23 protein-coding genes, 1 pseudogene and 1 other annotated feature are annotated in these 24,778 nt (G+C 68.1%); of the genes and pseudogenes, 11 read left to right on the top strand and 13 right to left on the bottom strand.

From position 1 onward, the window contains the following. Window positions 1–881 (top strand): NADP-dependent oxidoreductase (locus FHX82_RS35955; protein ID WP_183177054.1); only part of this gene is annotated, 881 nt, incomplete at its 5' end. A gap of 774 nt (window positions 882–1,655) precedes the next feature. On the opposite strand, the gene FHX82_RS35950 is transcribed toward FHX82_RS35955, so the two are convergent. Both FHX82_RS35950 and FHX82_RS35945 read right to left on the bottom strand, forming a co-directional pair. Next, on the bottom strand, window positions 1,656–1,979 hold the full coding sequence (locus tag FHX82_RS35950) for a hypothetical protein (protein ID WP_145939040.1): 324 nt from the start codon (window positions 1,977–1,979) through the stop codon (window positions 1,656–1,658). Between the two features lies 1 nt (window position 1,980). Further along, window positions 1,981–5,610: a chemotaxis protein gene (locus FHX82_RS35945; protein ID WP_229880383.1), complete on the bottom strand. Its 3,630-nt coding sequence runs from the start codon at window positions 5,608–5,610 to the stop codon at window positions 1,981–1,983. Between the two features lie 449 nt (window positions 5,611–6,059). Here FHX82_RS35945 and FHX82_RS35940 point away from each other — a divergent pair, with 449 nt between their 5' ends. The 6 genes and pseudogenes from FHX82_RS35940 to FHX82_RS38145 all read left to right on the top strand — a co-directional run bounded on the left by FHX82_RS35940 (window position 6,060) and on the right by FHX82_RS38145 (window position 11,549). Continuing rightward, window positions 6,060–6,554 carry a hypothetical protein gene (locus tag FHX82_RS35940; RefSeq protein ID WP_145939038.1) on the top strand — a complete coding sequence of 165 codons (495 nt, stop codon included), beginning with the start codon at window positions 6,060–6,062 and terminating at the stop codon, window positions 6,552–6,554. Window positions 6,555–6,593: 39 nt separating this feature from the next. Beyond that, window positions 6,594–8,339 carry a trypsin-like serine protease gene (locus FHX82_RS35935; RefSeq protein WP_308431542.1) on the top strand — a complete coding sequence of 582 codons (1,746 nt, stop codon included), beginning with the start codon at window positions 6,594–6,596 and terminating at the stop codon, window positions 8,337–8,339. A 283-nt stretch (window positions 8,340–8,622) separates the two neighbouring features. Continuing rightward, window positions 8,623–10,156 (top strand): annotated as a pseudogene (locus FHX82_RS35930) (ISL3 family transposase). A gap of 440 nt (window positions 10,157–10,596) precedes the next feature. Further along, window positions 10,597–10,725, top strand: a sequence feature (AL1L pseudoknot). After that, the gene (locus FHX82_RS38155) at window positions 10,633–10,932 is read left to right on the top strand and encodes an IS3 family transposase (RefSeq protein WP_373308547.1); all 300 of its coding nucleotides are present in this window, start codon (window positions 10,633–10,635) and stop codon (window positions 10,930–10,932) included. It overlaps the preceding feature by 93 nt. Window positions 10,933–11,055: 123 nt before the next feature. Further along, window positions 11,056–11,262, top strand: a complete 207-nt coding sequence (locus tag FHX82_RS38150; RefSeq protein WP_373308572.1) for a hypothetical protein — start codon at window positions 11,056–11,058, stop codon at window positions 11,260–11,262. Continuing rightward, window positions 11,238–11,549 carry an integrase core domain-containing protein gene (locus tag FHX82_RS38145; RefSeq protein ID WP_373308545.1) on the top strand — a complete coding sequence of 104 codons (312 nt, stop codon included), beginning with the start codon at window positions 11,238–11,240 and terminating at the stop codon, window positions 11,547–11,549. The genes FHX82_RS38150 and FHX82_RS38145 overlap by 25 nt, the downstream gene beginning before the upstream one ends. A 429-nt stretch (window positions 11,550–11,978) precedes the next feature. Here the strand turns inward: FHX82_RS38145 and FHX82_RS35920 are convergent, their stop codons facing one another. The 11 genes from FHX82_RS35920 to FHX82_RS35875 form a co-directional block, all read right to left on the bottom strand. Next, window positions 11,979–12,401: a TetR/AcrR family transcriptional regulator gene (locus tag FHX82_RS35920; protein WP_221216970.1), complete on the bottom strand. Its 423-nt coding sequence runs from the start codon at window positions 12,399–12,401 to the stop codon at window positions 11,979–11,981. Window positions 12,402–12,411: 10 nt separating this feature from the next. Next, window positions 12,412–12,651 carry a hypothetical protein gene (locus FHX82_RS35915; protein WP_145936370.1) on the bottom strand — a complete coding sequence of 80 codons (240 nt, stop codon included), beginning with the start codon at window positions 12,649–12,651 and terminating at the stop codon, window positions 12,412–12,414. A 132-nt stretch (window positions 12,652–12,783) separates the two neighbouring features. Then, window positions 12,784–13,113, bottom strand: coding sequence for an alpha/beta fold hydrolase (locus FHX82_RS35910; RefSeq protein WP_145936369.1), 330 nt, complete (start codon window positions 13,111–13,113; stop codon window positions 12,784–12,786). Between the two features lie 258 nt (window positions 13,114–13,371). After that, on the bottom strand, window positions 13,372–13,965 hold the full coding sequence (locus tag FHX82_RS35905) for a TetR/AcrR family transcriptional regulator (RefSeq protein WP_145936368.1): 594 nt from the start codon (window positions 13,963–13,965) through the stop codon (window positions 13,372–13,374). Window positions 13,966–14,088: 123 nt separating this feature from the next. Beyond that, a complete protein-coding gene (locus FHX82_RS36705) occupies window positions 14,089–14,268 on the bottom strand; it encodes a hypothetical protein (protein ID WP_221216969.1) in 180 nt (59 codons plus the stop codon). Beyond that, complete coding sequence (locus FHX82_RS36700) at window positions 14,265–14,669, bottom strand: FAD-dependent monooxygenase (RefSeq protein ID WP_308431541.1); 405 nt, start codon at window positions 14,667–14,669, stop codon at window positions 14,265–14,267. The genes FHX82_RS36705 and FHX82_RS36700 overlap by 4 nt, the downstream gene beginning before the upstream one ends. Next, window positions 14,602–14,805 (bottom strand): FAD-dependent monooxygenase, encoded by a 204-nt coding sequence (locus FHX82_RS38140; protein ID WP_183177053.1) that lies wholly within the window; start codon window positions 14,803–14,805, stop codon window positions 14,602–14,604. Before FHX82_RS38140 ends, FHX82_RS36700 begins: the two co-directional genes overlap by 68 nt. Before the next feature lie 43 nt (window positions 14,806–14,848). Continuing rightward, window positions 14,849–15,133 (bottom strand): VOC family protein, encoded by a 285-nt coding sequence (locus tag FHX82_RS35890; protein WP_183177052.1) that lies wholly within the window; start codon window positions 15,131–15,133, stop codon window positions 14,849–14,851. Window positions 15,134–15,173: 40 nt separating this feature from the next. Continuing rightward, window positions 15,174–15,860, bottom strand: coding sequence for a nitroreductase (locus tag FHX82_RS35885; protein WP_229880287.1), 687 nt, complete (start codon window positions 15,858–15,860; stop codon window positions 15,174–15,176). Between the two features lie 1,115 nt (window positions 15,861–16,975). Beyond that, the gene (locus FHX82_RS35880) at window positions 16,976–19,348 is read right to left on the bottom strand and encodes an acetyl-CoA acetyltransferase (protein ID WP_145936365.1); all 2,373 of its coding nucleotides are present in this window, start codon (window positions 19,346–19,348) and stop codon (window positions 16,976–16,978) included. Then, window positions 19,345–20,430 (bottom strand): MBL fold metallo-hydrolase, encoded by a 1,086-nt coding sequence (locus FHX82_RS35875; protein WP_145936364.1) that lies wholly within the window; start codon window positions 20,428–20,430, stop codon window positions 19,345–19,347. The genes FHX82_RS35880 and FHX82_RS35875 overlap by 4 nt, the downstream gene beginning before the upstream one ends. A 113-nt stretch (window positions 20,431–20,543) precedes the next feature. Here FHX82_RS35875 and FHX82_RS35870 point away from each other — a divergent pair, with 113 nt between their 5' ends. The 4 genes from FHX82_RS35870 (at window position 20,544) to FHX82_RS35855 (ending at window position 24,775) form a co-directional block, all read left to right on the top strand. Further along, on the top strand, window positions 20,544–21,128 hold the full coding sequence (locus FHX82_RS35870) for a TetR/AcrR family transcriptional regulator (protein ID WP_229880286.1): 585 nt from the start codon (window positions 20,544–20,546) through the stop codon (window positions 21,126–21,128). Between the two features lie 100 nt (window positions 21,129–21,228). Further along, window positions 21,229–23,733 carry a CaiB/BaiF CoA-transferase family protein gene (locus FHX82_RS35865; protein ID WP_145936362.1) on the top strand — a complete coding sequence of 835 codons (2,505 nt, stop codon included), beginning with the start codon at window positions 21,229–21,231 and terminating at the stop codon, window positions 23,731–23,733. Further along, a complete protein-coding gene (locus FHX82_RS35860; RefSeq protein WP_145936361.1) occupies window positions 23,730–24,326 on the top strand; it encodes an FAS1-like dehydratase domain-containing protein in 597 nt (198 codons plus the stop codon). The genes FHX82_RS35865 and FHX82_RS35860 overlap by 4 nt, the downstream gene beginning before the upstream one ends. Next, window positions 24,323–24,775 (top strand): hotdog family protein, encoded by a 453-nt coding sequence (locus FHX82_RS35855; protein ID WP_145936360.1) that lies wholly within the window; start codon window positions 24,323–24,325, stop codon window positions 24,773–24,775. Before FHX82_RS35860 ends, FHX82_RS35855 begins: the two co-directional genes overlap by 4 nt. Window positions 24,776–24,778: the final 3 nt, after the last annotated feature.

The raw sequence follows: 24,778 nt of genomic DNA, 5'->3' as shown, positions 1-24,778 counted from the left end.
CCGCCTACGGCGGGCCGGAAGTCCTGCAGCTGTCCGAGGTCCCGGTGCCGGAACCCGGCCCGGGGCAGGTGCGGGTGGCCGTCCGGGCCGCCGGGATCAACCCTCTCGACTGGAAGATCCGCAACGGTACCAAGCAGCAGAGCTTCCCGATCTCCTTCCCGCACACCCCCGGTTTCGAAGTCGCCGGCGTCGTCGACGCCGTCGGCGAGGGCGCGGACTTCGCCGTCGGCGACGAGGTGTTCGGCTTGCCCGACACCGGTGGCTACGCCGAGTACGCGCTGGCGAAGACGCTCGCGACCAAGCCCGTCGGCATCTCGTGGGCAGACGCGGCCGCGCTGCCGGTCGCCGGCGAAACCGCGCTTCGCGTCCTCAGGCTGCTTGAGGTCCGCGAAGGCGAGACGCTGCTCGTGCACGGCGCCAGCGGCACGGCCGGGCGCTTCGCCGCGCAGGTGGCCATCGCGCAGGGCGCCACCGTCATCGGCACCGCCGGCACCCGGAACCTCGACGACCTGAAGTCGCTGGGGGTCGTGCCGGTCCGCTACGGCGACGGCTGGGAGGAGCGGGTCCGCGAGGTCACGTCCGGATCGGTGGACGCCGTGCTCGACGCGGCCGGGCACGGGGTGCTGCCCGGGTCGATCAAGCTGCGGGGCACGAAGGACCGGATCGTCACCATCGCCGATGAAGCCGCCTACGAGCTGGGGATCCCGTACTCGGGTCCCGAGCAGTCGCGGGAGGTGCTGACCGCGATCGTCGGCTGGGTCACCGACCGCGGGGTCCGGATCGCGCAAGGCAAGAGCTACCCGCTCGAGGACGCGGCCGCCGCGCAGACCGAGAGCGAGGACGGTCACCCCGGCGGGAAGCTCACACTCGCCATCAGCTGAACGGGAGCGCGGCTTCGTGCCGGCGCACACCGGGCGCGCGCGACAGGCCGATCAGTCCAGCGCGCCCGAGTCAGCGGGACGTGTCCGGCCTGACGGTCGGAGCCTGGTTGGACGGAGTTCAGACGGGCGAACCGACCGGACGGGCCGGCCGATCGGGTTGGACCGAGTTCGGACGGGGTCGGGTAAGCCGGGCCGACCGGACAGGCCGAGCCAGGCCGAGCGAGCCGCAGCCGCCGTCGAAGTCCACGCGGAAGATCGGCGAACGGGCGTCATCGGATCACGATGACAGGCCCGCGCGCAAACCGCGAAAGCCTCCCAACCCGGGCCCTGTTCCGGATCGCGGCGACCGGAACAGGGCTGGACCGCGTCGCCGCGTTGTCCGACTCAATCACTGTCGGGATACCATAGCCATAGATTTCAGGTCAGTTCGCCGAGTTCGTTCAGCACTGGATCCTTCAGTGTCACTTACCGAACGAGAAGGCCGAGGTCCCGCTAAGAATCTGCGATTACCGCGTTGAGATCGGGTCTGTCAAACGAGCGGCTCTGGCCCGGATTCGGTGGTGACGCTGGGTGGTGTGTGATGCAGGCCGACTTGCAGCCTGGCTCTCGGTGAGGTCGTGAACCGCCACGGCTGGTCGCATGGATCTGCGCGGCCAGGCGCGCAACCAGTGTGACGAACGGCCAAGACGGCTGGCGGGCGCGCCGGAGCAGGCTGTCAGGCCGTTGGGTCTGGACTGCCGCTTGCTGTTATCAATAGATCGACCGCGTGAGGTATCAATCGCTCGACAGAAAGATCCTCAGGTAGTCCAATAGCCTTGCAAGGACCGGAATCCGGCTGGTGGTCAATTCGTCCGGCTCGGCGACTTCGAGCAACTCGGATCGGTATTCTTCGATCGCCCCGGCTACTGCACGAGCAATGCGCGCTCGGCGCCCGGGTTCGATCAGGTTGAAGTCGAGGCTGTGCATGGCGCTTGCCTCCTCCACCAGGTACCGGTCGCGCTCGTCCGCCAACTCTTCCCTGGCACGAGCGCAGATCTCTCGCAGGGTCTGGTTACGAAGTCCTTGGGGTTCGTGCCCTGGCACGACTACAACAGCCACGTCAGAACCCTACCCGAAGGATCCGGGCCAGTTCCTGGGGCGTGAGCGTGGCAAGGTAGCGGTTCACGGCACCGACCTGGTCTGCGGAAAAACCGGTCAGGTCAATCACGGTGTAGTCCATCGACTTGTTGAGGTGGTTTCGGATCGACTGCAGGAAGCTGGTTTCGTTCCAGTACTGGGACGCCTTCGGATCACCCAGCTGGTCGTAGGTGCGCCCAGCACTGTCGACGTACTCACCGTCCTCTTCCCTTGCGGACACGCGGAAGTTCCGGCCGGAGAGATTCGGGTCGGCATTGAGGCGGTCGAGCGTGGCCTGCTCAGATGTGCTCAGTTCTCGGGCGGGTCCCTTATTTTCTGCTAAATTTTTGATATCCTGAGCGGCTTTGTCGATACCGTCCATAGCCATGGCGAGTCCGCCGAGCAGGCCGGCGGCGCCAGCCACGATCTGCGGCCCCCCGGTGAACACACAAGCCAGCAAACCGCCGAGCCCGCCGATAGCAGCGCCCGGGAGAGCACCGACTCCGGCTCCGATCACCGCTCCGCCACCGATTTCCTCGGCGCAGGTGGTCACGCCACTCCCAATCGCAGAGGCGCCGGCTAGCGCGGCACCGAGGCCGCCGCCGACCTCCATCAAGTGCGTGAATAACGCGATCAATTCACCGGCGTGGTCGCGGACAAAGTCAAGTGTGCCGGCGGCCATTTGGTCAATCAGGGACAGCAATTGGGTAGCCAGGTCCAGGAAGTCCTGCAGCTGCCCGCGAACCTCGTCGGAAATCCCACTTTCTTGCAGTGCACTGGCGATGGCGTCCCGTAGTCTGCTCACCGAGTCGCGGGTGCCCGTGACCGCCTGCCTTGCTTGTTCTTCCTGTTGTTTGGCCACCGCGGCATTCTGGGCTTCCAGTGCGGCTGTCGCGGCTTCTTGCGCTGATTTGCCGGCAGCGATCGCGTCGGCCCGCGCCTGGGCTGCCGCGGCTCTGGCACTGGCAGCAGCGCTGGCAGCCTGCGCGGCGTAATAGCCCGCTTCCGCGGCCGAACGTTGCGCCGCAGCGGCGTTGGCCTGCGCGGTGGCGGCCGCTTTCCGCGCCTGCTCTGCCGATTGAGAAGCTGCCGCCGCCGAGGTTGCGGCCTGGTCAGCCCATTGCCGGGCCTGGTCGGAGTACTGCCGTGCCTGCGCGGCTGAGGCCTGGGCCTGGTCAGCCCATTGCCGGGCCTCGTCCGCGGCGCCTCTGGCTGTGGCGGCCGCTTCCGCGGCTTCGGCAGCGTTCTGCCGTGCCTGCGCGGCAGTCTGGGCAATATCGGCCAGGTATCCGTCGATCTGAGCGTTGTACAACGTGGATTCCGCGTCCCGCGCGGCCGCCCGGTACTGTTCGACGTGGAGGAATTGCTTGACATAGGACCACGGGCCGGAAAGGGCCGCGTTGCCCGCAGCCTTCACTTCTGGGCCTCCGGCCGCGATGACGGTTTGGGCCGCGATGCGGTCATCGTCTTCGGCCGCTTTATATTGTCCAGTTGCCAGGAACGCCCGGACATCGTCGATCGTTCCAGACAAGGCTGCGTTCGCAGCTTGTTTAGTGGCCGGCCCTCCATTGTCCAGGATCCGCTGGACCGCGATCCGATCGTCGTCGGCCTTGCCGGGGTAGTCGCGGGTCCGAATGAACTCCTTGACCTGGTCGTAGGACCCGGCCAGCGCCGCCTGCGCTGCCGTCCGCTGCGCGGACACGACGCTCGCGCCGCCGATGACCTGCACGCTGTAGCGGTCGTCCTGTTCTGTTGCGACCTCCAGCGCGTCACTCACAAAGGCGACCACCGTGGCGTCGTCGCCGGACAGGGCCGTGGCCGCGGCGAGTTTCACGTTCGGGCCTCCCGCGTGCCACATTCGCGCTGCGACCTTCCGGCCGTCAGCGACGACTGCGGCGCCCGGGGTAGACGGATCGCGGGCCTCGGTCAGCAGTCGCTGTGTCTCCGCGTCGAGCTGCGCTTCCTGCCCGGCCTGCCACTGCGCGCTGAGCGTGGCATCGGTCTGGGTCTGCAGCGCATCCTGAGCGTCACGCATGCCCTGGCTCTGCTGTTCCTGGAGTCGTTCGGCATCGGCCTTCTTGCCCGTATCTGCGGTCTGCTGCGCCTGATCGGACGCCGATTGAGCCGCGTCGGCAGCGATCTTCGCTTCGTCGGCAGCGGTTTGCGATCGTTGGGCTGCTTGTTCGGCTTCACCGGCGTGCTGCGCGGCTTCGTCCGCGGCCGCGGCGGCATTGTCGGCATGGGTCGCCGCGTCTGTGGCCGCCTGTCGAGCTTGATCCGCCTGAGCTGTGGCTTCGTTGGCCAGTGACTGGGCGACCGCAGCAGCGCGCGTGGCTTCGGTCGCGTTGCGACGTGCCCGCTCCGCAGCCGCGCGCGCTTGGTCCGCGCTCGCCCCGGCCCGGCTTGCCCACTGTCCGGCTTCATCAGCCGCGGAACCGGCACCGTCCGCGTCCGCAGCGGCCGCCGCCGCAGCTGAAGCTGCCGCCGCCACCTGTCGGGCCGCTTCGGCGGCCTGGGCGACCGCAGTCGCCGCGTCCCGCGCGCCGCGCGCGGCATCCCGCGCAGTGACAGCCGCATCCCTTGCCGCACCGGCCTTTCCCCGATCCGTCGCCGCCGCAGCCGCGGCATTGCGCGCCTTCGCGGCGGCGTTGCTGGCCATCGACGCAGCCCACGCGGCCTGACTCGCCGCGTTGGCAGCAGCACGAGCCGCCGACACCGCGGCGGCAGCCGCGTTGATCGCCGTCTGAGCCGCCGAAGCCGCCTGAGTCGCGGCTTCCGCGGCCCGCCCCGCAGCCGCCGCAGCACGGGCTGTCGAATCCTGGGCCTGCTGTGTTTCCGCTGCGGCCCGCTGCGCGGCTGCGCGTGCCGCCGCGGCGGCCGTAACGGCTTGGGCAGAAGCGTCCTTGGCTGCCTGCGTGCGCTCGGCAGACTGGGCGAGGGCGTCCTGGGCAAGGCTGGCCAGCTGGGAGACCGCCAACACCTCTTCGTCCCGCTGCAATGCAACGGGATACCCCAGTCGCAAATATTCGCGAACATCCTCAATCGTGCCGTCAAGCGCGAGATTCGCGGTCCGTTTCACCTCCGGACCGCCCGCGTTGAGCAGCCTCTGGACGGCAATGCGATCGTCATCGTCCTGTGCACGCTGCCAACCCGTCGCAAGGAACGCGAGCTGGTCATCGAGCAAGCCATCGAGCGCGGTGTTCGCATCGGCCCGGACCACCGGACCGGTTGCCGCGGATAACAGTCGGGTGACCTGGATCCGGATGTCGTCCTGCCACGGCTGCTGCCACCCGGAATTCAAAAAGGACCGGACGTCGTCAATCGATCCGCTCAGCGCGACGTTCGCTGCTTGCTGCGTCGCGGGACCGCCCGTGCCGAGCATCCGCTGTACCGTGATCCGGTCGTCGGTTTCCTGGGCGGTCGCGAATCCAGAGTCCAAGAACGCCTGCACATCGTCATCGCTGCCCGTCAACGCCGTTTCGGCCGCATCGGCAACCGCCGGGCCCCCAGAGCGCAGGAATTCGAACACTGCGCTCCGGTTCGGAATGGACGTCTCCGGTTGGCTGTCCGCTTCCGCCGGACCGGTGACAGCGGACAGCAACGCCACCACCATCGTCACGACCAGTACAGCACGCGGTCTTCGGAACCATCGTCTCGGCACAGTCACAGCGAACACTCCTCGACAGGACGGGATACGCGTGCGTTAACCCACACGCCGAGAAAACCCGTGAAACAAAAGAAGCCATTTATCCGCGCGCTCCCCAGTGTGCACCCCGCCTTTCCCTCGCGATGCAGCACGCGGCAAGATCAAGAATTATCAGCTGTTATCCCGGCATCGCAAGGACATCGGAGCAAGTTCACCTTTACGACGCAATGCTGCGCCAGTCGGAGTAACCCGACATACCCGACACGGCGGTAGGCGCCCACCCGAGGCCGGTTTATGGTCGTACGGCTCGGCCGGACGAACGCCGAAGCCCAAGAACGTTCATTTCCTCAGAACTGTGGAAATTCTCGAAAGTCATGTTGGGAACTCACTGACAGCAATAGGAGCCCCGAACAACCATGCGCGCATCAATCCGTGTCTTCACTGCCGCCGTGATCGGAGCGCTACTGGCCTCCGGGACCGGTTTGGCGCTTGCCACACAACAGGACGACCCCGCTGCCGAACCGCCATCCATCATGGAGGACTTCAGCTACCCGGGCGCCACGCAGGTTCTCGCCCAACGCGGCATCACGCTCATCAGTGGCGACGGGCACATCATGCTCGTGTCCTGCGGCGCGTCCGGGCTGATCGAGGTGCGCAGCAGCGGCAACACTGCCGACAAGGACCCCGACCCGGGTCACTACTGCTTCAAGGTCACCGGCAGCACGGGAACCCTGACCCTCACGATCCCCAACGCCTACCAGGTCAAGGGCGACAACCACGCGGTCACGGCCACGGTCACCGTCGCCAACACGACGAGCACCGTGGCTGTCGCCACCAACACCTGGACTGGGATCGGTCTCGGCTCCGGACCGGATCCGGCCACATTGCTGCAACTCGACGCGAAAAGCTGATCCCACCGTCCACATTGAACTAGTCTGGGAGTCATCCTCGTGCGCACCTGCACACCAAGCCATAGACGCCTCCGATCCTTCGTTGCACTGGCCGCCGCGGCATTCGCCACTTTCGTGCTCAGCGTTCCGTCGGCTACCGCAGTAACCGGGGGCAGCGCCGTATCCGGCACTGCATACCCGTTCGTCGTCAAGCTCAGCAACGCAACCGGCTCCTGCAGCGGCGCCCTGATCGCTCCCCAGTGGGTGCTCACCTCCGCCACATGTTTCCCCAGCGTCACGTCGGTGACCGCGCCCCCTCAGGCCACGACTGCCATCGTCGGCCGGACACAGCTCGACGCGATCGACGGCCATGAGGTCGCTGTCGCCTGGCTTGTGCCCCAGGGCGACCGTCCCATCGTGCTAGCCCGACTCGCGTCTAAGGTGGACAACGTCTCGGTCGTTCCACTCGGGGACACCGCACCGCAGTCCGGTGACAGCGTCCAGGTGGTGGGGTACGGGCGAAGCGCGACCGAATGGGTACCGAACCAAGCGCACGTCGCCACCGCGACCGTGGATTCGACCTCAGCGACCACCTTCACTGTCAGCAGCACGAGCGGCCCGACTACGTGCAAGGGCGACGCGGGCGGTCCCGCCGTGCGCACCGAAGACGGTGAGCGCGAACTCGTCGCCGTGAACCACGCCTCGTGGCAGGGAGGCTGCCTCGGAGAGACCGAAACTCGCACTGGGGCTGTCGAAAGCAGAACCGATGATCTACACGACGCACTGACCCAGCAAACCACTAGCCCCATCCTGGCGCGCTATCTGGACCTCGGCGGCCCATCGTCGTTCCTCGGCAACGCGATCGGCAGCGAGTTCGCCGCTGCGGGCGGCACAGGCCAGAACTACGAACACGGTGCGATCTACTACTCCGCCGCCACCGGCGCGCACATAGTTCAAGACCAGATTCTCGCCAAGTACCTGGCGATCGGTGGACCGGCTGCCATCGGTTTCCCCGTCACAGATCAGAACACGACCCCTGACGGCATTGGCCGCTACAACCATTTCGGCTTCACCGACCCAGCCGGCGACGCATCCATCTACTGGACGCCCACCACCGGGGCCCACGAAATCAACGGTGCCATCCGCGGGAAATGGGCCGCCCTCGGCTGGGAAACCGGCCTCGGCTACCCCACCACCGACGAAACCGCCGTCACCGGGATCGACGGCAGCGCCGGACGCTACAACGACTTCAGCCTCGCCGACACCGCCTCCATCTACTGGTCCACCAACTCCGGCGCGCACGAAATCCGAGGCGACATCCGCAAGAAATGGCTCGCGCTCGGCGGCGCCCCCAAACTCAACTTCCCCAGCACCGACGAATCCATAACACCGGATGGAATCGGCCGCTACAACCACTTCAACCACCCCGACGGCGCCTCCGTCTACTGGACCCCCTCCACCGGCGCCCACGAAATCCAAGGCGCCATCCGCACCAAATGGGCGGCCATGGGCTGGGAAACCGGACCCGGCTACCCCACCACCGATGAGTCCATCACCCCCGACACCATCGGCCGCTACAACCACTTCACCAACAGCACCAGCATCTACTGGTCCCCCAGCAGCGGAGTCCACTCCGTCGCCGGCACCATCCGCGACAGATGGGCCTCACTCGGCTGGGAAGCCGGCCGGCTCGGCTATCCCACCAGCGACGAATACAGCATCACCGGCGGCCGCCGCAGCGACTTCCAACACGGCTACATCACCTGGGCCAGCACCAACAACACCACCCAGGTCTTCTACTACTAAACCCCCGGATGAGCGGGGCTGGTTCGCCGGATAACTCCGGCGAACCAGCCCCGCTCACGTCTATCACGGAGGAGCCGGAGCGAAACTGGAGCGGCGTACATCCCGCTGGTGCACCAAGCACACCCCAACCGACCTGAACGCACCAATCCTGAGCACTAGTTTCTCTATTAGCACTGGTCAGAACCCTTGTGGGGGTCTATCCCGTGATCGGCTCCGGCGCACTTTCGGTGGTGGTGCAGTGGGTCCCTGGCCGGGCGGATTTGCGAGGTTGTCATGATCGTTTGTGGCTGAGATGGCGAAGCTGGTCGGTGCGATGTTCTCGGGGCTTTCGGCGCTGTCGATCGAGGGTGTCGAGGATGTCGGCGATGTGATCGTGGTCCGGGCTTCAACCAGGGACGATGCGGTGGCGTGCCCCGGCTGTGGGACGCCGACGGGCCGAGTTCATGCCTTCCCTGAGCGGGTTCCCGCGGATGTGCCGGTTGATGGACGGCGGGTGCTGGTGAGGTTGCGGATTCGCCGGATGCGGTGCCCTGTGGCCGAGTGCGCGCGCCAGACCTTCCGGGAGCAAGTACCGGGCTTGATCGAGCGATATCAGCGGCGCACCGTCCGGCTCGGTGAGCAGGTCCGTGCTGTCGTGCGCGAGCTGGCCGGCAGGGCCTCTGCCCGGTTGCTCCCGGCGATCGGGATCGCCCTCGGACGGGACACCGCGGTTCGGGTCTTGCTGGCCATCCCCTTGCGGGATCAGGTCGTGCCGCGGGTGCTGGGGATCGATGATTTCGCCCTGCGCAGGTCTCATGACTACGCCACCGTATTGATCGACGCCGACACCGGCGCCCGGATCGACGTACTGCCCGGGCGCGGCGCCGAGGTGGTGGCCGGTTGGCTGCGGGCCCATCCAGGAGTCGAAGTCGTGTGCCGGGACGGTTCTGCAGCCTCTGCGCAAGCCGTGCGGGATGCGCTGCCGCACGCGATCCAGGTCGCCGACCGATGGCATCTCTGGCACGGCCTGTGCGACGCCGCGGGCAGGGAGGTCGCCGCCCACAGTGGGTGCTGGGCCTCGGCGACGAGACTGCGCGAGGGAACGCTGGCCGAAACCACACTCCAGCGGTGGCAACAGATCCATGCCCTGCTCGAGGCCGGAGTCGGGCTGCTGGACTGCTCACGCCGCCTCGGCCTGGCACTGAACACAGTCAAGCGCTACGCCCGCGCGGCCACACCGGAGCGCATCCAGCGAGTCCCCCAGTACCGGGCCTGCATGGTCGACCCGTACCGGGACCACCTACGCACCCGCCGTGAACAGGACCCGGGCGTCGGAGCCACCGCGCTGCTCGGCGAAATCGGGGCTCTGGGCTACAACGGCAGCCACAACCTCCTCGTGCGGTACCTGAACCAGGGCCGGCACCTCGACGAGCATCCACACCTCTCGCCACGCAGGGCCGCCCGGCTGCTGCTGACCCGGCCCGAGAATCTCACGGAATCGCAACGCGAACGACTCGAAGCCCTGACCGCGGCCTGCCCCCGAGATGACCGCGCTGGCCAAGGTTGTGCGGTCCTTCACCGCCCTTCTCGTGCCTCACAGAGACAATCCGGCCCGGTCGGCGGCATGGACCACCGCCGCACGCAAGGCGGATCTACCCCACGTGCACTCCTTCGCGCGAGGCATCGACCAGGACATCGACGCCGTCACCGCCGCGATCACCCTCGAGCACCACAACGGGCGCACCGAAGGGATGAACACCAAAACGAAGCTAATCAAGCGGCAAATGTACGGACGAGCAGGCTTTGCCCTCCTTCGCCACCGCATCCTCCTCGGGTAATCCCACCACCGAAAGTGCGCCAGAGCCAAACGAGCGGTGTAACTCGGGACGGCGCGGCGGATGCGGGCGTTGACGCTCTCGATAGCGTTGGTCGAGCAGGTTGAACCGTCACGGGTCGGGGACCGCTTCCTTTCTTGAGGATGATGGTCACCATGCCCAAGCGTTACCCGCCCGAGGTCCGTGAGAAGGCCGTCCGTCTGGCCCTGGACCGCCTCGACGACTACGGATTTGCCTACGCCGCCGCGCACGCGGTCGGCCCGATGGTCGACGTGCACCCGAGACATTGCGCGTGTGGATCGTCAAGGCCCTCCAACAGGACGCCCCGCGCGTGGCGGCGGCGGCCAGTGGTGAGCTGGCCGTGACCGAGCGCGCCGAGCTGGACCGGTTGCGCAAGGAGAACCGGGAACGCAAGCAGGCCAACGACATCCTGAAGTTGGCGTCGGCTTTTTCGCGCGGGAACTCGACCCGCGACACCGTTGATCGTCGGGTTCATCGACGAATACCGCCAGGTCCGCGGTGTCGGTTCGATCTGCCGCGCGCTCTGCGAGCACGGGATCCAGATCGCGCCGAGGACCTACCGCAAGGCCCGCCGCCGGCCACCGTCCGAGCGTGACATCACCGACGCGTACCTGACCAACGCGTTGCTGGATGCCCAGGATGCGCCCGAAGCTGTGTACGGGCGGCGGAAGATGACCCGCTGGCTGCGCCGCCAGGGCCACGAGGTCGCGTTATGCACCGTCGACCGGATCATGCGCGAGCTGGCCTGTCCGGCGTGACCCCGGGGCCGCGCTCCGCGGACCACGATCGGCGCCCAAGACGGAGTACGCGCCGGTGACCGGCTCAACCGGGACTTCACCACCCGCGTCCCGAACCTGGCGTGGGTGGCTGATTTCACCTACATGTCGACGCAGACCGGATGGGCCTACGTGGCGTTCGTGTTCGATGTCCACTCTCGCGCGATCGTGGGCTGGACCGCGGCGAGTGCGAAGACGACCGCTGGTGTCCAAGGCGCTGAACATGGCGCTGTGGCGGCGGGATCACCACGGGCACCCGGTCGAGCCAGGATTGATCCACCACAGCGATGCCGGGTCAGTACACGTCGGTAGCCTTCACCGATTCCCTTGCACTGCAAGAACTATCCGCTTCCATCGGATCGGTCGGTGACGCCTACGACAACGCGCCGGCGGAGTCCATCATCGGGTTGTTCAAGACCGAGGCCGTCAACCGACACTGCGCGTTTGCGGGTCTGTCAGAGGTCGAGTACGCGGTGATGGAATGGGTCGACTGGTACAACAACGCCCGCCTGCACTCCCGCCTGGATTACCTCACCCCAGCCGAGTACGAGTCCGCCTACTACGCTCAACGCCAGCCACGCCGACCGGCGCTGGTCTGACACCGAAGCTGGTCCCCAACCCGTGACGGTTCACCTTGCGGGGATCCTACTCTTGGCCCTTAGCCGGAAGCTGTGTAGGAACGCGAGCGTGGCTCACCGACACCTCCCTTCGCTGTACCGTCCGGTGGGGGATAGGCTAGGAACACCAGCCAGACGGTGCCCCGAGCACAGCGAACAACGAGAACGGTAAGACCGTCGCCGTTTAGCACCCTCGAGCAGCTCATCCGGTGAGCACAGTGCTTGGCAAACAGGCCAAAGCAGAGGGCAAACACGGCGACTCCCGACCGTACTGTTACTCCGAGCCGAGCAGCGCGCGCATCAGGGGCGTGAGCATCGTGCGGTCGAGCAGGTCTCGCGCTAGTGCGGCGCTGGCGGCGAGGTCCGTTCCAAGTGGACCGCATTGCTCGGCGAGATAAGGGGCAGCCGCTCCTAGGTCGTGGCGAACACGGCGTCGAAGTACGCCCGTGAGCTGCGCGGCAGCCGTTCGGCCTCCGCGATGCTGAGCCGACAGGTCGGCACCTGGGCATGCCAAGTCATCAGCTGGAGGAAAGGCCCGCAGAACCGGCTGACCGCCTCGGCGGTGTCGGCGGGGTCGTCGACGTAAGTCTCCGGAGTTCCTAGGTGGCTCAGGTACAACTCGCGCACCAGATCCAGCACCGCGTCGAACAGCTTGTCTTTGGTTTCGAAGTGGGCGTAGAGCGACTGTTTTGATGTCCCCGCCTGCGTCGCGACGGTGTCCATCGAGGCTCGGGCGAAGCCGACCGCCAGGAACACGTCCTTGGCTGCGACGAGGACGTGACGGCGCAACTCGTCGCCGCGTCGTTGGCCGCCGCCGTGCGGGTGTGTCGTCATCTTGCACCCCTCAAATCCGGACGGCAACGCGCACATCACACCCGGTAGCGCGCAAACCGCCGAGGTCCTCGCCGCTCAACTCGCCCGAGGCGTACCGCTTCGGTACGGGCAGCCCGGCCAACTGCGCCCGGAAGCTGGTTGCCCGCTCGGCCAGCAAGGACACAGCAGTGCGGTGCAATCCGCGCGGCGACCACCGACGCAGCGTCCGTAAACCCACCGCCGAGTCCTCCGCGTCGACGATGCTCTGCATCCCGCGAGTGACAAAGGCGTTTTCGTCAGAGCCAGCGATCCGCGCCGAAGTTTGTTCCGACGCCGGGATCGAAATTCGGTTCTGCCACGACCAGCTCATCGACAAGATCGGGCTGCTGTGTCGCCAGACTGATCACGATTGATCCACCGAGTGAGTGCCCGACGAGCGTGACCAACGGATCTCGAGTGCATCGATCACCGTGGCGACCACGGCAGCGTGCTCCTCGATGGGGTAAGCGAACGAGTCGTCGTGGTCGCTCCAGCCACTACCGACCAGGTCAACCAGCACGTGCCGCCCCCGGCCCGCTATGGCGGGATGGCCAATGACCGGTGCAAACGAGACCGTGCTCGCCAGCCCAAGGCCGCCGATGTAGACACTCGTGGTTCCGTCGGCGGCGCCGACGTCGAGGTGGGCGGCATGTGCCCCGGATGCAGTGACGGGCAAGAGTTTCACTTCGATCATTATCGCGCCGGTGTGCCTGGACCGACGACTTGCAAGGCCCCGCTCCGGCGCCTCCGGGTGCGCCCATCCGTGCACGGCCGGGCCACGCCGACGATGAGGTGCTGCATCACCTGAACCAGTTGTACATCAGGACCACGGGATGTCGTGGTGATCGATACGGCCACCACGCACCGCGGGGCGGAGTAGGACCTGCAACCGCCGGCGCTGGACCGGGCTTTCGGGCCTCTTCGCAGCGATCGACGGACGATCAGCGCACGCCTAGCGTCCGGCGGAAGCGGTGGTCGCGAGGTCGAGTAGTGTTTCGGCCGCGGCGCGGGCGTGGCGGCCGTAGTCGGATTCGTCGAGCACTGCCGCGCGGCTTGCGGCGCCGTCGGCGAGGGTCACGAGCTGTTCCGCGAGCGGCGCCGGATCGGCGATCCCGAGCTCTGCCACGAGCTTGGTCACCAGCTCGAACATGAGCAGTTTCTGTTGGCGGGCGAAGGCGTGGACCTGGTTGGCGGGGTCCGGGTACTCGGTCGCGGCTTGGATGAACGGGCACCCCCGGGCGATCCCATCCGGCCATGGCTGCGCGGAGAACATCGCGAGCAGCCGTTCCCGTGGCGGAACGTCGGTGCGGCTCAGGACTGCGAGCAGCGAGAACCCGGCGCGCAGCAGGAAGTCCAGCTGGGCGAGGACCAGGTCTTCCTTGGTCGGGAAGTGCGCGTACAGGGTGCGTTTGGAGACCGGAGCCTGAGTCGCGATGTCCTCCATCGAGGTTGCGGCGATGCCGCGCGTGGCGAACAGGGTGATGGCGGCAGTGATGACGCGTTCCCGCGCGCCTCTGCCGGCCCGGCGTGCCGTCCTGTCGCTCATGCTCGAAGTGTACGGCAGCGTTTACCTGTTGACAGGCTCTACTGGTCACCCTTAGGTAAACGATGGCCCTTACTCAACGAGGCTCGAGGACGGTGAACTGCCAGTCGGCACCCGTCGGCACCGTCAAATTCGGCCGGAGACCCAGCGCGACAGCTCGTCGCCTCTGATCAGTGCGCCCTGTTCGTAGGTGTAATCAGCCGCTTGACCGTCCGCATGCAGCTGGTTGTCCATGTCGATCATGGCTTCCTGCCAGGCGAGCGGATCTTCCGTGCGTCTCAGGTGGGCGTCACGGATGTCGTTCATGCGGCGGAAGTTGTCCGTCGACCACGCGGTGTTGGATTCGGCGACTGGGCGCCGCTCCACTCATAGGTATCAAGTAGGCGAGGAGAGGCGGCTCCGGAAACCACGAACGCCATATTCCAAGCCAGGTTGTGGACGTCCTGCACTCCTGAGTTGAGGCCCATACCACCGGTCGGAGGGAACCGGTGTGCCGCGTCACCCGCCAGGAAGACGTTACCGCTGCGGAACCTTTCCGTCACCTGGGCGCTCATTCGCCAATAGTTAACATTTATCCGCGACGAACGGCCCGGAAAGCTTTTCGCACCAGCGGATGACAGGTGCCCTCCGTGAAAAGCTTCAGGCTCGAATCGGTTCCTCGAGGCCCCACATCCGGAACAACTCCATGGTTCGCGCGTTGAGATCACGAGCCTTGGGATGAGTCGTGATGCCGGGACTGCGCTCGACGACGATCGAATCGATCCCGAGCCGGTCGAGAAGTAAAGCCAAGCTCATTCCGATTGGCCCGGCCCCCACGATGAATACGGTGCTGTCCGTCCTCATTGCTGCCTTCCGGGAAGATCGATCGTCTGCCGCGACGAGGCAGTCAACCGACGACGTCGAGTTTTGCCGCCAGAGCATCGCGGTCCGACTGGCGAGTTTCCGAAGCGGGGTTGAGCAGTCCGGTGGGGGCGGAGTGGCGCTGGTCCGTCGGCAATACATCCGACAGGTGAACCATCGGCGAGCCGTCCTCACCGTAAAGCCACGCGCCGGGGAACGGCGGTGGCGACCTTTTTCCGTCGACCAGGCCCAGGATGTCGCAGTAGAATTTCTTGCTCTCGTCGATATTTGCGATGTCGATGTTAAAGTGGCCGATTTTACGCAGGGCCATGGGGCGCCTTCCGCTGTTTTGATTTTTCTAGGAATTTCACTCAGTAGTGGAAACGTGTCGTCTCCGTGAGCGGCTCTCGACCAACGTCGATCCTGTTGATGGCCGCGGTAGGGTCGGCGTAGCCGAAGGAAATCCCGACCAAGAGTTTCCCGCCGGTCACCCCAAGTGTTCGCCGGATGGTGTCGGCGTAGAAGCTGAGTATCCCCTGGGGGCAGCTGGACACCCCGTAGGCGCTCATGGCCAACAAGAGGGTCTGTGCGTACATGCCGACGTCCGCGGTTAGCCGGGGGTCGCCGGAATCAGGTGCGTATAGGAGAGCGACGCGGGGTGCGCCGTAGAAGTTGAGGCTCTTGGCGTTGTATTCGGCGAGCAAATCCTGGTCATCGGGGCCGATGCCCAGGGCGGCGTAGAAGGAAGCCCCCCAGGCCTTGCGGCGGCTGGCGTGCACAGGTGTGTAGTTGTTCTCGCTCGGTGGGAAATCGACGGTCCGCTCGCCGGCCCTGTCGGCGGCCAGAATCGCTTGGGCGAGCTTGACCCGCGCGGGTCCGCTCGCCACCTCGACCTGCCAGGGTTGCGTGTTGGAATTCGACGGCGCCGAGCGAGCCAAGTCGAAGATCGCCATGATCGTGTCGTCGGGGACGGGGTCGGGGAGGAATGCTCTGGTCGCTCGCCGCCCCCGGATGAGCCCCTCCGCCGTCGCGGGGAGTTCGTTCGTGCCTGCTGTCACAGCTCTCCTCAAGTATACGTGAACGTTTACTTTGGCGACTGTAGTAGGCATCGGACGTCTTGTAAACGATTGCGTGTACCTAGCAGGATGACGAGCATCCGCGTTGGCGCGGATACGGTGCTCCGTGACTGCTCGCTACGACTGTGAGGATGATCTGGTGCTGCCCGGTGTTCGGGTCTGACCCGCGCTACGACGGGCCCCTGGACGGTCGGTGGCACCACCACCGACTACGGCTGGGACGGCGCCGGCAACCTCACCCGCGACGGCCCCGGCACCGCCACCTTCAACGAACGCAACCAACTCCAGACCAAGGGCAACACCAGCTACACCTACACCGCCCGCGGCAGCCTCAACACCCGCGCGACCGGCACGATGGTTTCCGCTTGCGGCGCCGGGCGAACGAGGGTTGGCGCTCGAGCCCGGTTCGTCGACGAGGCAGGGACCTTCGCCCAGGACCGGTAGAGGTGCTGCGTGAGGGGGCCAAACGGTGATCAAGATGGCCCTCGTCTCCTACTGGGGCTGCCAGCGAGCACCGATGGTGAACGACCCTGCCCCGAATGCTGCTGGCCCCCGGTCGGTTTTTCGCCGGACCGGAGTGCGGGCACGCGGTCATTGATCACCCCTGCCCCGTCCTCGCAACCTATGTCAGTCGCGCTGCGCTGCGTGTCGCCTCGTCGCTCAAGAGCACGACCGGTAGGGCCGCCGAGGCCGCTGAAGGTAGGGCGAGGCGTGGATGGTGTGGATGCGGCAGCCCTGGCGGTGGCCGCCGTACTTTACGGCCGCAGGTCCTCCGCAGCGCTGTGCGCATGGGGCGTTCACGGTGGCGCCTGTCTCGGCCAGCACGGCACCCGATTGCTCTCCGAACTCGACGTCCTGGGCGGGTTCACCCCGCACTTCCAGCACGCCGTCCGCTCTCGGTCGTTCAGACCGCCAAGGTAAGCAGGACTCAGGTGTGTATAACGTCGCATACGCGGCGGTATTGCTGTTTCAGCGAGGCGGAGGTGGGTGTCCTTGAGGATCATCTGGGCGTGTGTGAACTGCTGGTGATCCAGGCTTGGCCAGCGAGATTACCGGACTGCTCGGCATCCCCGCCCCGGAACACTGACCTCGCGGGGTCAGCGGTTGTGCCACACCGGGCGCCGCTTCTGGGCGAAGGCGGTGATGCCCTCCACCATGTCCTCGCTGAGCATGAGGTCCTCGAGGGCGGAGGAGGGATGGGTGACCGCGTCGACGGTGTCGGCGATGCCCTGAGTCTCCGCCATGACCTGCAGCGACACGCGGACCGACGTGGGGGAGCCGTCGAGGATCTCGGCCGCCAGTGCCCGGGCGCCTTCGAGTGCCTTGCCCGCCTCGGTCACCCGGTTGACCAGACCGTAGGACTGGGCCTCCTCGGCGCCCAGGCGCCGTCCGGTGAGGATCATGTCGGTGGCCACCTTGGCCGGGACCGTGCGCGGCAGCCGGACCAGCCCGCCTGCCCCCGCGACGAGTCCGACCTTGACCTCGGACAGGGCGAACTTCGCCGTCGCGTCCGCGACCACGAGGTGGCAGGCCAGTGCGATCTCGCAGCCGCCGCCCATGGCGAACCCGTTGACCGCGGCGATGACCGGCTTGGGCAGGTCCCGGCGGCTGGTCAGGCCCGCGAACCCGTTCTTGGGCACCCACACGGGTTTGCCCGAGGCGGAGTAGCCGAGGTCGTTGCCCGCGGAGAAGGCCTTGTCCCCGGCGCCGGTGAGGATCGCGACCCACAGCCCGGGGTCGGCGAAGTAGGCGTCGAAGATCTCGTCGAGCTCCTCGTTGGCCTGCGGGTGCAGGCTGTTGCGGACGTCGGGACGGTTGATCGTGATCTCCAGCAGGTGCCCGTCGCGGCGCACCAGGACGTGCTCGTAGTTCTCGCGCAGCACCTTCGGCCGCGGCGGGAACAGTTCGTCCATCCGGGCTTCGCTGGTGGTGACCCGGTTGCCGAACCCGAAGGAACGCACGAACACGCGGGTGCCGATCGGTTCACCGGTGGACAGGTGCGCGAGGATCTCCTCGTCGCCGTCCTGGGTCATGGCGACGAAGCGGCGGTCGTCGGCTTCGAGCCTGCCGATGACGACGCCGGTGCGCTTGCCGCCGCGGCTGTGTTTGACCGTGTAGGTCTCGATGGCGGCCCAGCCGTCGGCCTGCAGTGCTTCTTCCGGCGCCGGCCAGGAGTCGATCTCCCGTTGCAGCGCGGCGCTGTCGTCCGCGCGCCATTCGGCCGGGGTGGTCGAGTAGACGCCGACGGAGTACTTGCTCATCAGCCCGCCGTTGGCACCGACGAACCCGAAGGTGCCCGGCTCGGCGCGCATCCGCTGGACGGTCTCGGCGATGGCGTGCATGGAGTAGTTGTTCCCCGCACCACCGAAGAAGGGCAGCCCGCCGGTGAGGGTCAGTCCGCGCGAATCGTCGGCCTTCAGGCCGAGCCCGTCGCAGATGTTGAAGACCGGCGCGGGAAAGCAGCTGTAGAGATCCAGTGTGGACAGTTCGGCCGCGTCGATGCCGGCCAGTTCGAGGGCGTGGCGGGACGCCATGACGGACGCCGGGCTCGCGCTCAGGTCCGCGCGCTCCATCAGCGTGCGCTCACGCAGGTCGGCGTGCCCGTGCAGGAAGACCCACTTCTCGCGGGGCACGCCGAGCCGTTCGGCGGCCGCGATGGACATGACCAGCACCGCCGCGCCCTGGTTGACCTTGTCCCGGGCCACGATGTAGCGCGGATACGGATCGGCGATCATCCGGTTGGTCTCGGTGGGCGTGACAAGTTCCTCGGCGCTGCGCTCCACCGGAGCGGCGGCGTAGGGGTTGGCGGCGGCGACCTTGGTGAACGGCGCGAACAGCTCGCCCATCGCCGTGGCGTAGTCCTCTCGCGACAGCTTGAGGCGGGCGCGCCGGGCGTTGTCGAACAGGGCGTACTGGCTCGGCGCGTCGGTGAGCCCGTGCATCGCCTGGTGCCGGGACATCAGGCCCTTCAGGCCGAAGCCGCGGTCTTCGAGGCTGCCTTCGGCGTGCTCGGTGAAGTCGGGTTTGTCCTCGGCCTTGGCCAGGTGCTGCACGGTGGAGATCGCTTCGGACCCGAAGGCGAGCGCGACCTGCGAGTCCCCGGCGGCGATGGTCGCCGCGAACTCGGTGACGAGGTGCTGCGGGCCCTGTCCGCCCGCGACGTCCAGGATCGCGCGGGCCGGCGCCGCGCCGACCCGGTTCGCCACCGATCGGGGGTAGTTGTCCGACTTGCCCAGCGGTGCGGGCGCCCCGGGGGTGGAGATCTCGAACTGGCGGATGCCGCCGACAGTGTCGATGGCCGCCGCGACGGCCGCGGGGTCGGCGCCGGTGTCCGCCAGCGCCGCGCGGGCGGCGTTGGCCGCGAGGTCCACTGCGGACAGCCGCTGGTACCCGGGGTCTTCCAGGCGTTCGGCGAACTGCCCGACGCCCACCACGACCGGGGTACGCGGGTCGATGTCGTTGTCGCTCAAAGGATGCTCCTGTTCGTACTGACCCGTAGTGCGCCGGCCGTGCCCGATTCGGGTTTGTGCCAGTGGATGCGGTCCTGACCCGCTAGGTGTTCGAGGTGCGCGGCGGTCTCAGCCACGGCGCTCACCCGCATGAAGCCGATCTCCGGCCACGGCCGCGACCACGTCAGGTGGGTGGCCACCTCCCACACGGTGGGCCGCCCGAGTTCCGCGACGACCGCGAGGATCTCGCGGCACCGCTGGTCGTGGTGCGCACGCAGCTGCTCGCTGCGCCGCGCGAGCCCGCGAAAGCGGTACTCGTGCGCGGGAAGCGCGTCGTGATCGTCGAACGTCGCGGTCCGTTCCAGGGAGCCGAGGAACTGCCCGAGTGGTGGTTCGGCGGCGTCGAGGCGGGTGCCGATGGCCGGGGTGATCCGCGGGAGGACGTGGTCACCGGTGAGCAGCACCCGGGCGTCCGGCTCCTGCAGGCACAGGTGCCCGGGGGTGTGCCCGGGGGTCCAGATCGCGCGCAACCGCCTGCCGCGCAGCGGAACGAGGTCGCCGTCGTGCAGCAGCACGTCGGGTTCGGCCATGTCTTCGGCCGGACGCGGGGCGGCCGCGAGGGCACCGAACAGGCCCGTGACGTCCGCCTCCACCGCACCGCAGGTGCGCAGCCACGCCGTGATCTCGGCCCGCGGGTCGCCGTGCTCACCGCGGTGCCGGTGGGGCAGCGTGTCCCGTTCGGCCGGGTGCATGCCGATCCACGCGCCCGATTCGGCCCGCAGGCGGCCGGACAGCCCGTGGTGGTCGGGGTGCACGTGGGTGGCCACGATCCCGGTCACGTCGGCGGGGGAGGCACCGGCCGTGGCGAGACCGTCGAGCAGCGCCCGCCAGCCCTCATCGGTGTCCCAGCCCGGGTCGACGACCACCAGCTCGTCGTCGGTGGGCACAAGATAGGACAGCGTGTAGCGCAGCGGGTTGTCCGGGATGGGCACCGGAACCGACCACAGCCCGCCCGGCAGCTTCTCGGCCGGGGGCAGCCGCTTGGCTCGCCAGGCTGCCTGCTGCTCCACACCGAGGACTTCGATGGCCTGGTCGGCCGGCATGGCGTCCCCTTCCGAAGATACTGAACAGGTTACGTCCAGCAATAGAACGACTATATGCTGACCGGATGTCGTTCACCAATGACCCCCCTCACGGCCCGGGTGAGGTGAATTCCGTGGCCGGGCGGCCGCGGGATCCCGAGGTCGACCGCCGCGTCCTGCGCGCGGCGGCGGAGGTGTTCGGCGAGGACGGCTGGGGCAGGTTCACCGTCGACGCCGTGGCACGGCGTGCGGGCGTGGGCAAGGCATCGATCTACCTGCGGTGGCCGAACAAGAAGGAACTGCTGGCCAGCTGCCTGGAGGCCCGCGTCACCCCGGTCGCCGACATCGACACCGGCTCCGTGCGCGAGGACCTCGTCCAGCTCGCCGGGCAGATGCTGACCTCGTTCTTCGGTGCCTCGGGCCGGGCTACCACCAGGCTCCTGATGGAAGCCGATCGCATCCCCGAAGTAGCCGAACGGGTGAAGGAACTCCGGCAGTCGCAGGTCCTCGCCGCCCGCGCGATCGTGCGCCGCGCGATCGCCCGCGGTGAGCTGAAACCCGGCACGAGCGTCACCCTGCTGCTCGACGCCATCGTGGGCGGCTGCCTCAACCACGCGCTCGCGACCCCGGACGATCTGCGCGGGCGGGTCGGGGAGGGGCTGACCGACTACGCGGTCCAGCTGGTCGACTTCGTCCTCGGCGGCGTGACCGCCGGCTGAGCGCCCGGGCTATTGCTGAACGAACTTCGTCGGTATAGCCTCGGGCGCACAATACCGACCATTTTCGTTCAGTAATGGTCGGGGTACCCCAGGAGAGGCCATGGCTTTCGTGGACGGCGTGCGCGTGCTCGATCTCAGCGACGAACGAGGTTTGCTCGCGGGCCGGATCCTCGCCGACCTCGGCGCGGACGTGGTCCAGGTCGAACCGCCGTCGGGCAGCAGTGCCCGGCTGCGGGCGCCGCACCTGCGGGCTCCGGACGGTTCGCCGCGCCCCGACGCCTCCTACCTGTGGGAGGCGTACGCCGCGAACAAGCGGGGCATCGTGGCCGACCCCGACACCCGGGACGGGCAGGAGCTGATCCGCGGGCTCGCCGCGGTCGCGGACGTGGTGATCGAGACCGACGGCCCCGCCGTGCAGGGCCCGCGCGGTCTCGACGCGGACGAGCTGCGTGCGCTCAACCCGGGGCTGGTCTACGCGTCGGTGACGGCGTTCGGGCGCACCGGGCCGAAAGCCGGTTACCACGCCGCCGACCTCGTGGTCTGGGCGGCCGGCGGCCCGCTGGACGAACACCGCGACGGTGACCGGCCGCCCGTGCGGATCTCGCTGCCGCAGGCGTTCCTGCACGCCGCGGCCGACGCGGCGGCGGGGATCCTGCTCGCCCTCCGGGAGCGGGACACCAGCGGCGCCGGGCAGCTCGTCGACGTGTCCGCGCAGGCGTCGCTCGGCGCGGCGACGCTCGGCCGCGTCCTCGCCGACGCGGTGGGTGACGTCAACAAGGACATGGCGGCCGGGCAGGCGCTCGGTGCGCCCCGCGTCGACCAGTCGGGCAGCGGCAGCGGCACCGAAGCCGCGTTGAAGAAGTGGGAGTGCCGGGACGGTCTGGTCGAGTTCCACATCGGGGTCGGCCCGGCCTCGGGTGGGTTCACGAACAACTTCCTGCGCTGGATGGTCGCCGAAGGCGCACCGGTGGAACGCTTCGCGAAGCTGGACTTCCGGACGGTGCCCGGGCTCATCGAGTCCGGCGAGTTCACCGAGGCCGACACGGCGGAGTTGCGCGCGGCCGTGGCGAAGCACCTGGCCACGAAGACGAAGGCCGAGATCATCGAGGCGGCCATGGCGTACAAGCTGTTGTGCGTCCCGATCTTCGACGCGACGGACGTGCGCACCAGTCCGCAGCTGGCGGCGCGCGAGTTCTTCCGCACCGTCGGCGAGGGGGAGCGCGCCCGCACGCTGCCGGGTCCGTTCGCCCGCATCGACGCCGACGGCTACACGCTGACGCGCCCGGCTCCGTTGCTGGGGGAGCACACGCGCGAAGTCCTGGACGAGTGGCTGTCCGCGCCGCCGTGCCCGGCGCTCAGGGCCGTCGCAGAGACCCGGCGTCTTCCCCTGGAGGGGCTCAAGGTCCTCGATTTCAGCTGGGTGGTCGCCGGTCCCGTCATCGGCCGCGCACTGGCCGACTTCGGGGCCACCGTCGTCCGCGTCGAGTCCTCGACCAGGATCGAGACCGCCCGGCTGATGCCGCCCTTCCACGGCGGCGTCTTCGGGCCCGAGAGCTCGGCCCTCTACGGCACCTGGAACGCCGGGAAGCTCGGGGTGACCCTGGATCTGCGGTCGGACGCCGGGCGTGCGGTCGCCCGCGACCTGGCCCGCTGGGCCGACGTGGTGATCGAGTCCTTCTCGCCCGGCCTGATGCGCCGCTGGGGGCTGGACCACGAAACCCTGCGTGCGGAGCAGCCGGGCCTGATCGTGCTCAGCACCTCGATAAACGGGCAGACCGGACCGTGGTCGGCGCTGGCGGGTTACGGCAACATCGGCGCTTCGCTGTCGGGGTACCAGTCGATCGTGGGGTGGCCCGACCGGCCCGCGTTCGGGCCCTACGGCCCCTACACCGACTACGTCGGCCCGCGGTTCTCCCTCGCCGCCCTGCTCGCGGCCCTGCGCCGCCGGGACGCCACCGGAGAAGGCTGCTACCTCGACGTGTCCCAGGTCGAGGCCGGGGTGTGGTTCCAGGCCCCGGAGATCGCGGACAACGCCGACAACGGCACCGTCGTGACCCGGATGGGGAACGCCGACCGGGAGCACGCGCCGCACGGGGTGTTCCCGGTCCTGCCCGACGAGCACGCCTACCAGGGACGCCGGTACGTGGCGATCGCGGTGACGACCGACGCGCAGTGGCGGGCACTCGCCGCGGCGATCGGCAGGCAGGACCTCCTCGGCGATCCCGCGCTCGGTTCCGCCGCCGGGCGGCTCGCCCGCGCCGGGGAACTGGAAGAGGCGGTCGCCGAGTGGACGAGCACGCGGCACGCCGCCGACGTCGAAGCGGCCCTGCAGGCGGCAGGCGTACCCGCCCACGTGTCCGCGTCCAGCGCGGACTTCTGCTCCGATCCCCAGCTGGCACACCGCGGTCACCTCGTGCGGCTGCCCCATCCGCTGCACGGCGAGACGACCGTGGAAGGGCCGCGCTACCTGTTGTCCGACACACCCGGTGTGGTGCGGCGCGCCGCCCCGACCTTCGGACAGGACAACGAGAAGGTGCTCGGAGAGCTGCTCGGCTACGACGACGAAAGGATCAAGGCACTCGTGGAACAAGGAGTCATGAAATGAGCGCCGACGACGAGCGGCCCGGCTGGGTCGCCGCCTGGGACGGCATGGTCGCCCTGGTCGGGACCGACCTGTCCGACGGCAGCATCACCTGGGGAGCCGACGCCGTCGAGCCCGGGACGATCCGCCGCTACTGCGAACCCATCGAGCTGGGCAGCCCGATTCACTACGACGAGGAGGCGGCGCGCGCCGCCGGGTACGACGGGGTGATCGCGCCGAGCAGCGCCGCCCTGATGTACACGATCCCGGCGATGTGGTCGCCGGGCAGCCCGACGCTGTTCGACTCGGCGGAACCGGACGCACAGCCCGCCCGCTCGCCGATCAACAACGACGACCCGGGACCCGCGCCACGCACCACGGGCTTCTTCGCCACGGACATCGAAATCGACTTCCTCCGGCCGGTACTGGTCGGTGAGCGCCTCGGCACCCGGGGCCGGCGGCTGCTGTCGTGCGTGCCCAAGGAGACCCGGGTCGGGCGGGGCGCGTTCAGCACGTTCGAGTCGGAGATCGTGTCCGACGCCGGTGACGTGGTGGCACGGATGCGCACCGGCACCTACGCCTACGACCCGCACCCGGCGGGGAAGGAGCAGTCGTGACCACACCGTCGGATCCGGACACCCGGTACGCCGAGGACGTGCGGGTGGGGGAGGAGCTGCCCCAGGTCACGTTCCCGCTCCCGCTCTACCGCCTCGTCATGGAGTCCGGCGCCAACCGGGACTTCAACTCCATCCACCACAACCGCGACTACGCCCGGGCCACGGGCGCGCCGGACGCCTACGCGAACACCCTGTTCCTGATGGGGATGTGGGAACGCTGCCTGCGTGACTGGGCCGGGCCGCGGGCGCGCATCCTGGCGCTGAAGGGGTTCCGCATGGGCCGGTTCAACCTCGTGGGGACGACCACGCGGGTCACCGGCACGGTGACCGGGGCCGACCCGGCCACCGGGGAGGTCACCGTCCGCATGGCGTGCGAGGACGACGACGGTGTGACGGTGGGACCCGGCGCGATGGTCGTGCGGCTGCCCCGGCGCGCGGACGAGGGCTGACGT

It is taken from the genome of Amycolatopsis bartoniae, assembly GCF_014191255.1.
In the GTDB taxonomy this organism is placed as follows: domain Bacteria; phylum Actinomycetota; class Actinomycetes; order Mycobacteriales; family Pseudonocardiaceae; genus Amycolatopsis_E; species Amycolatopsis_E bartoniae.
This window is presented reverse-complemented; position numbering and strand designations above follow the sequence as displayed.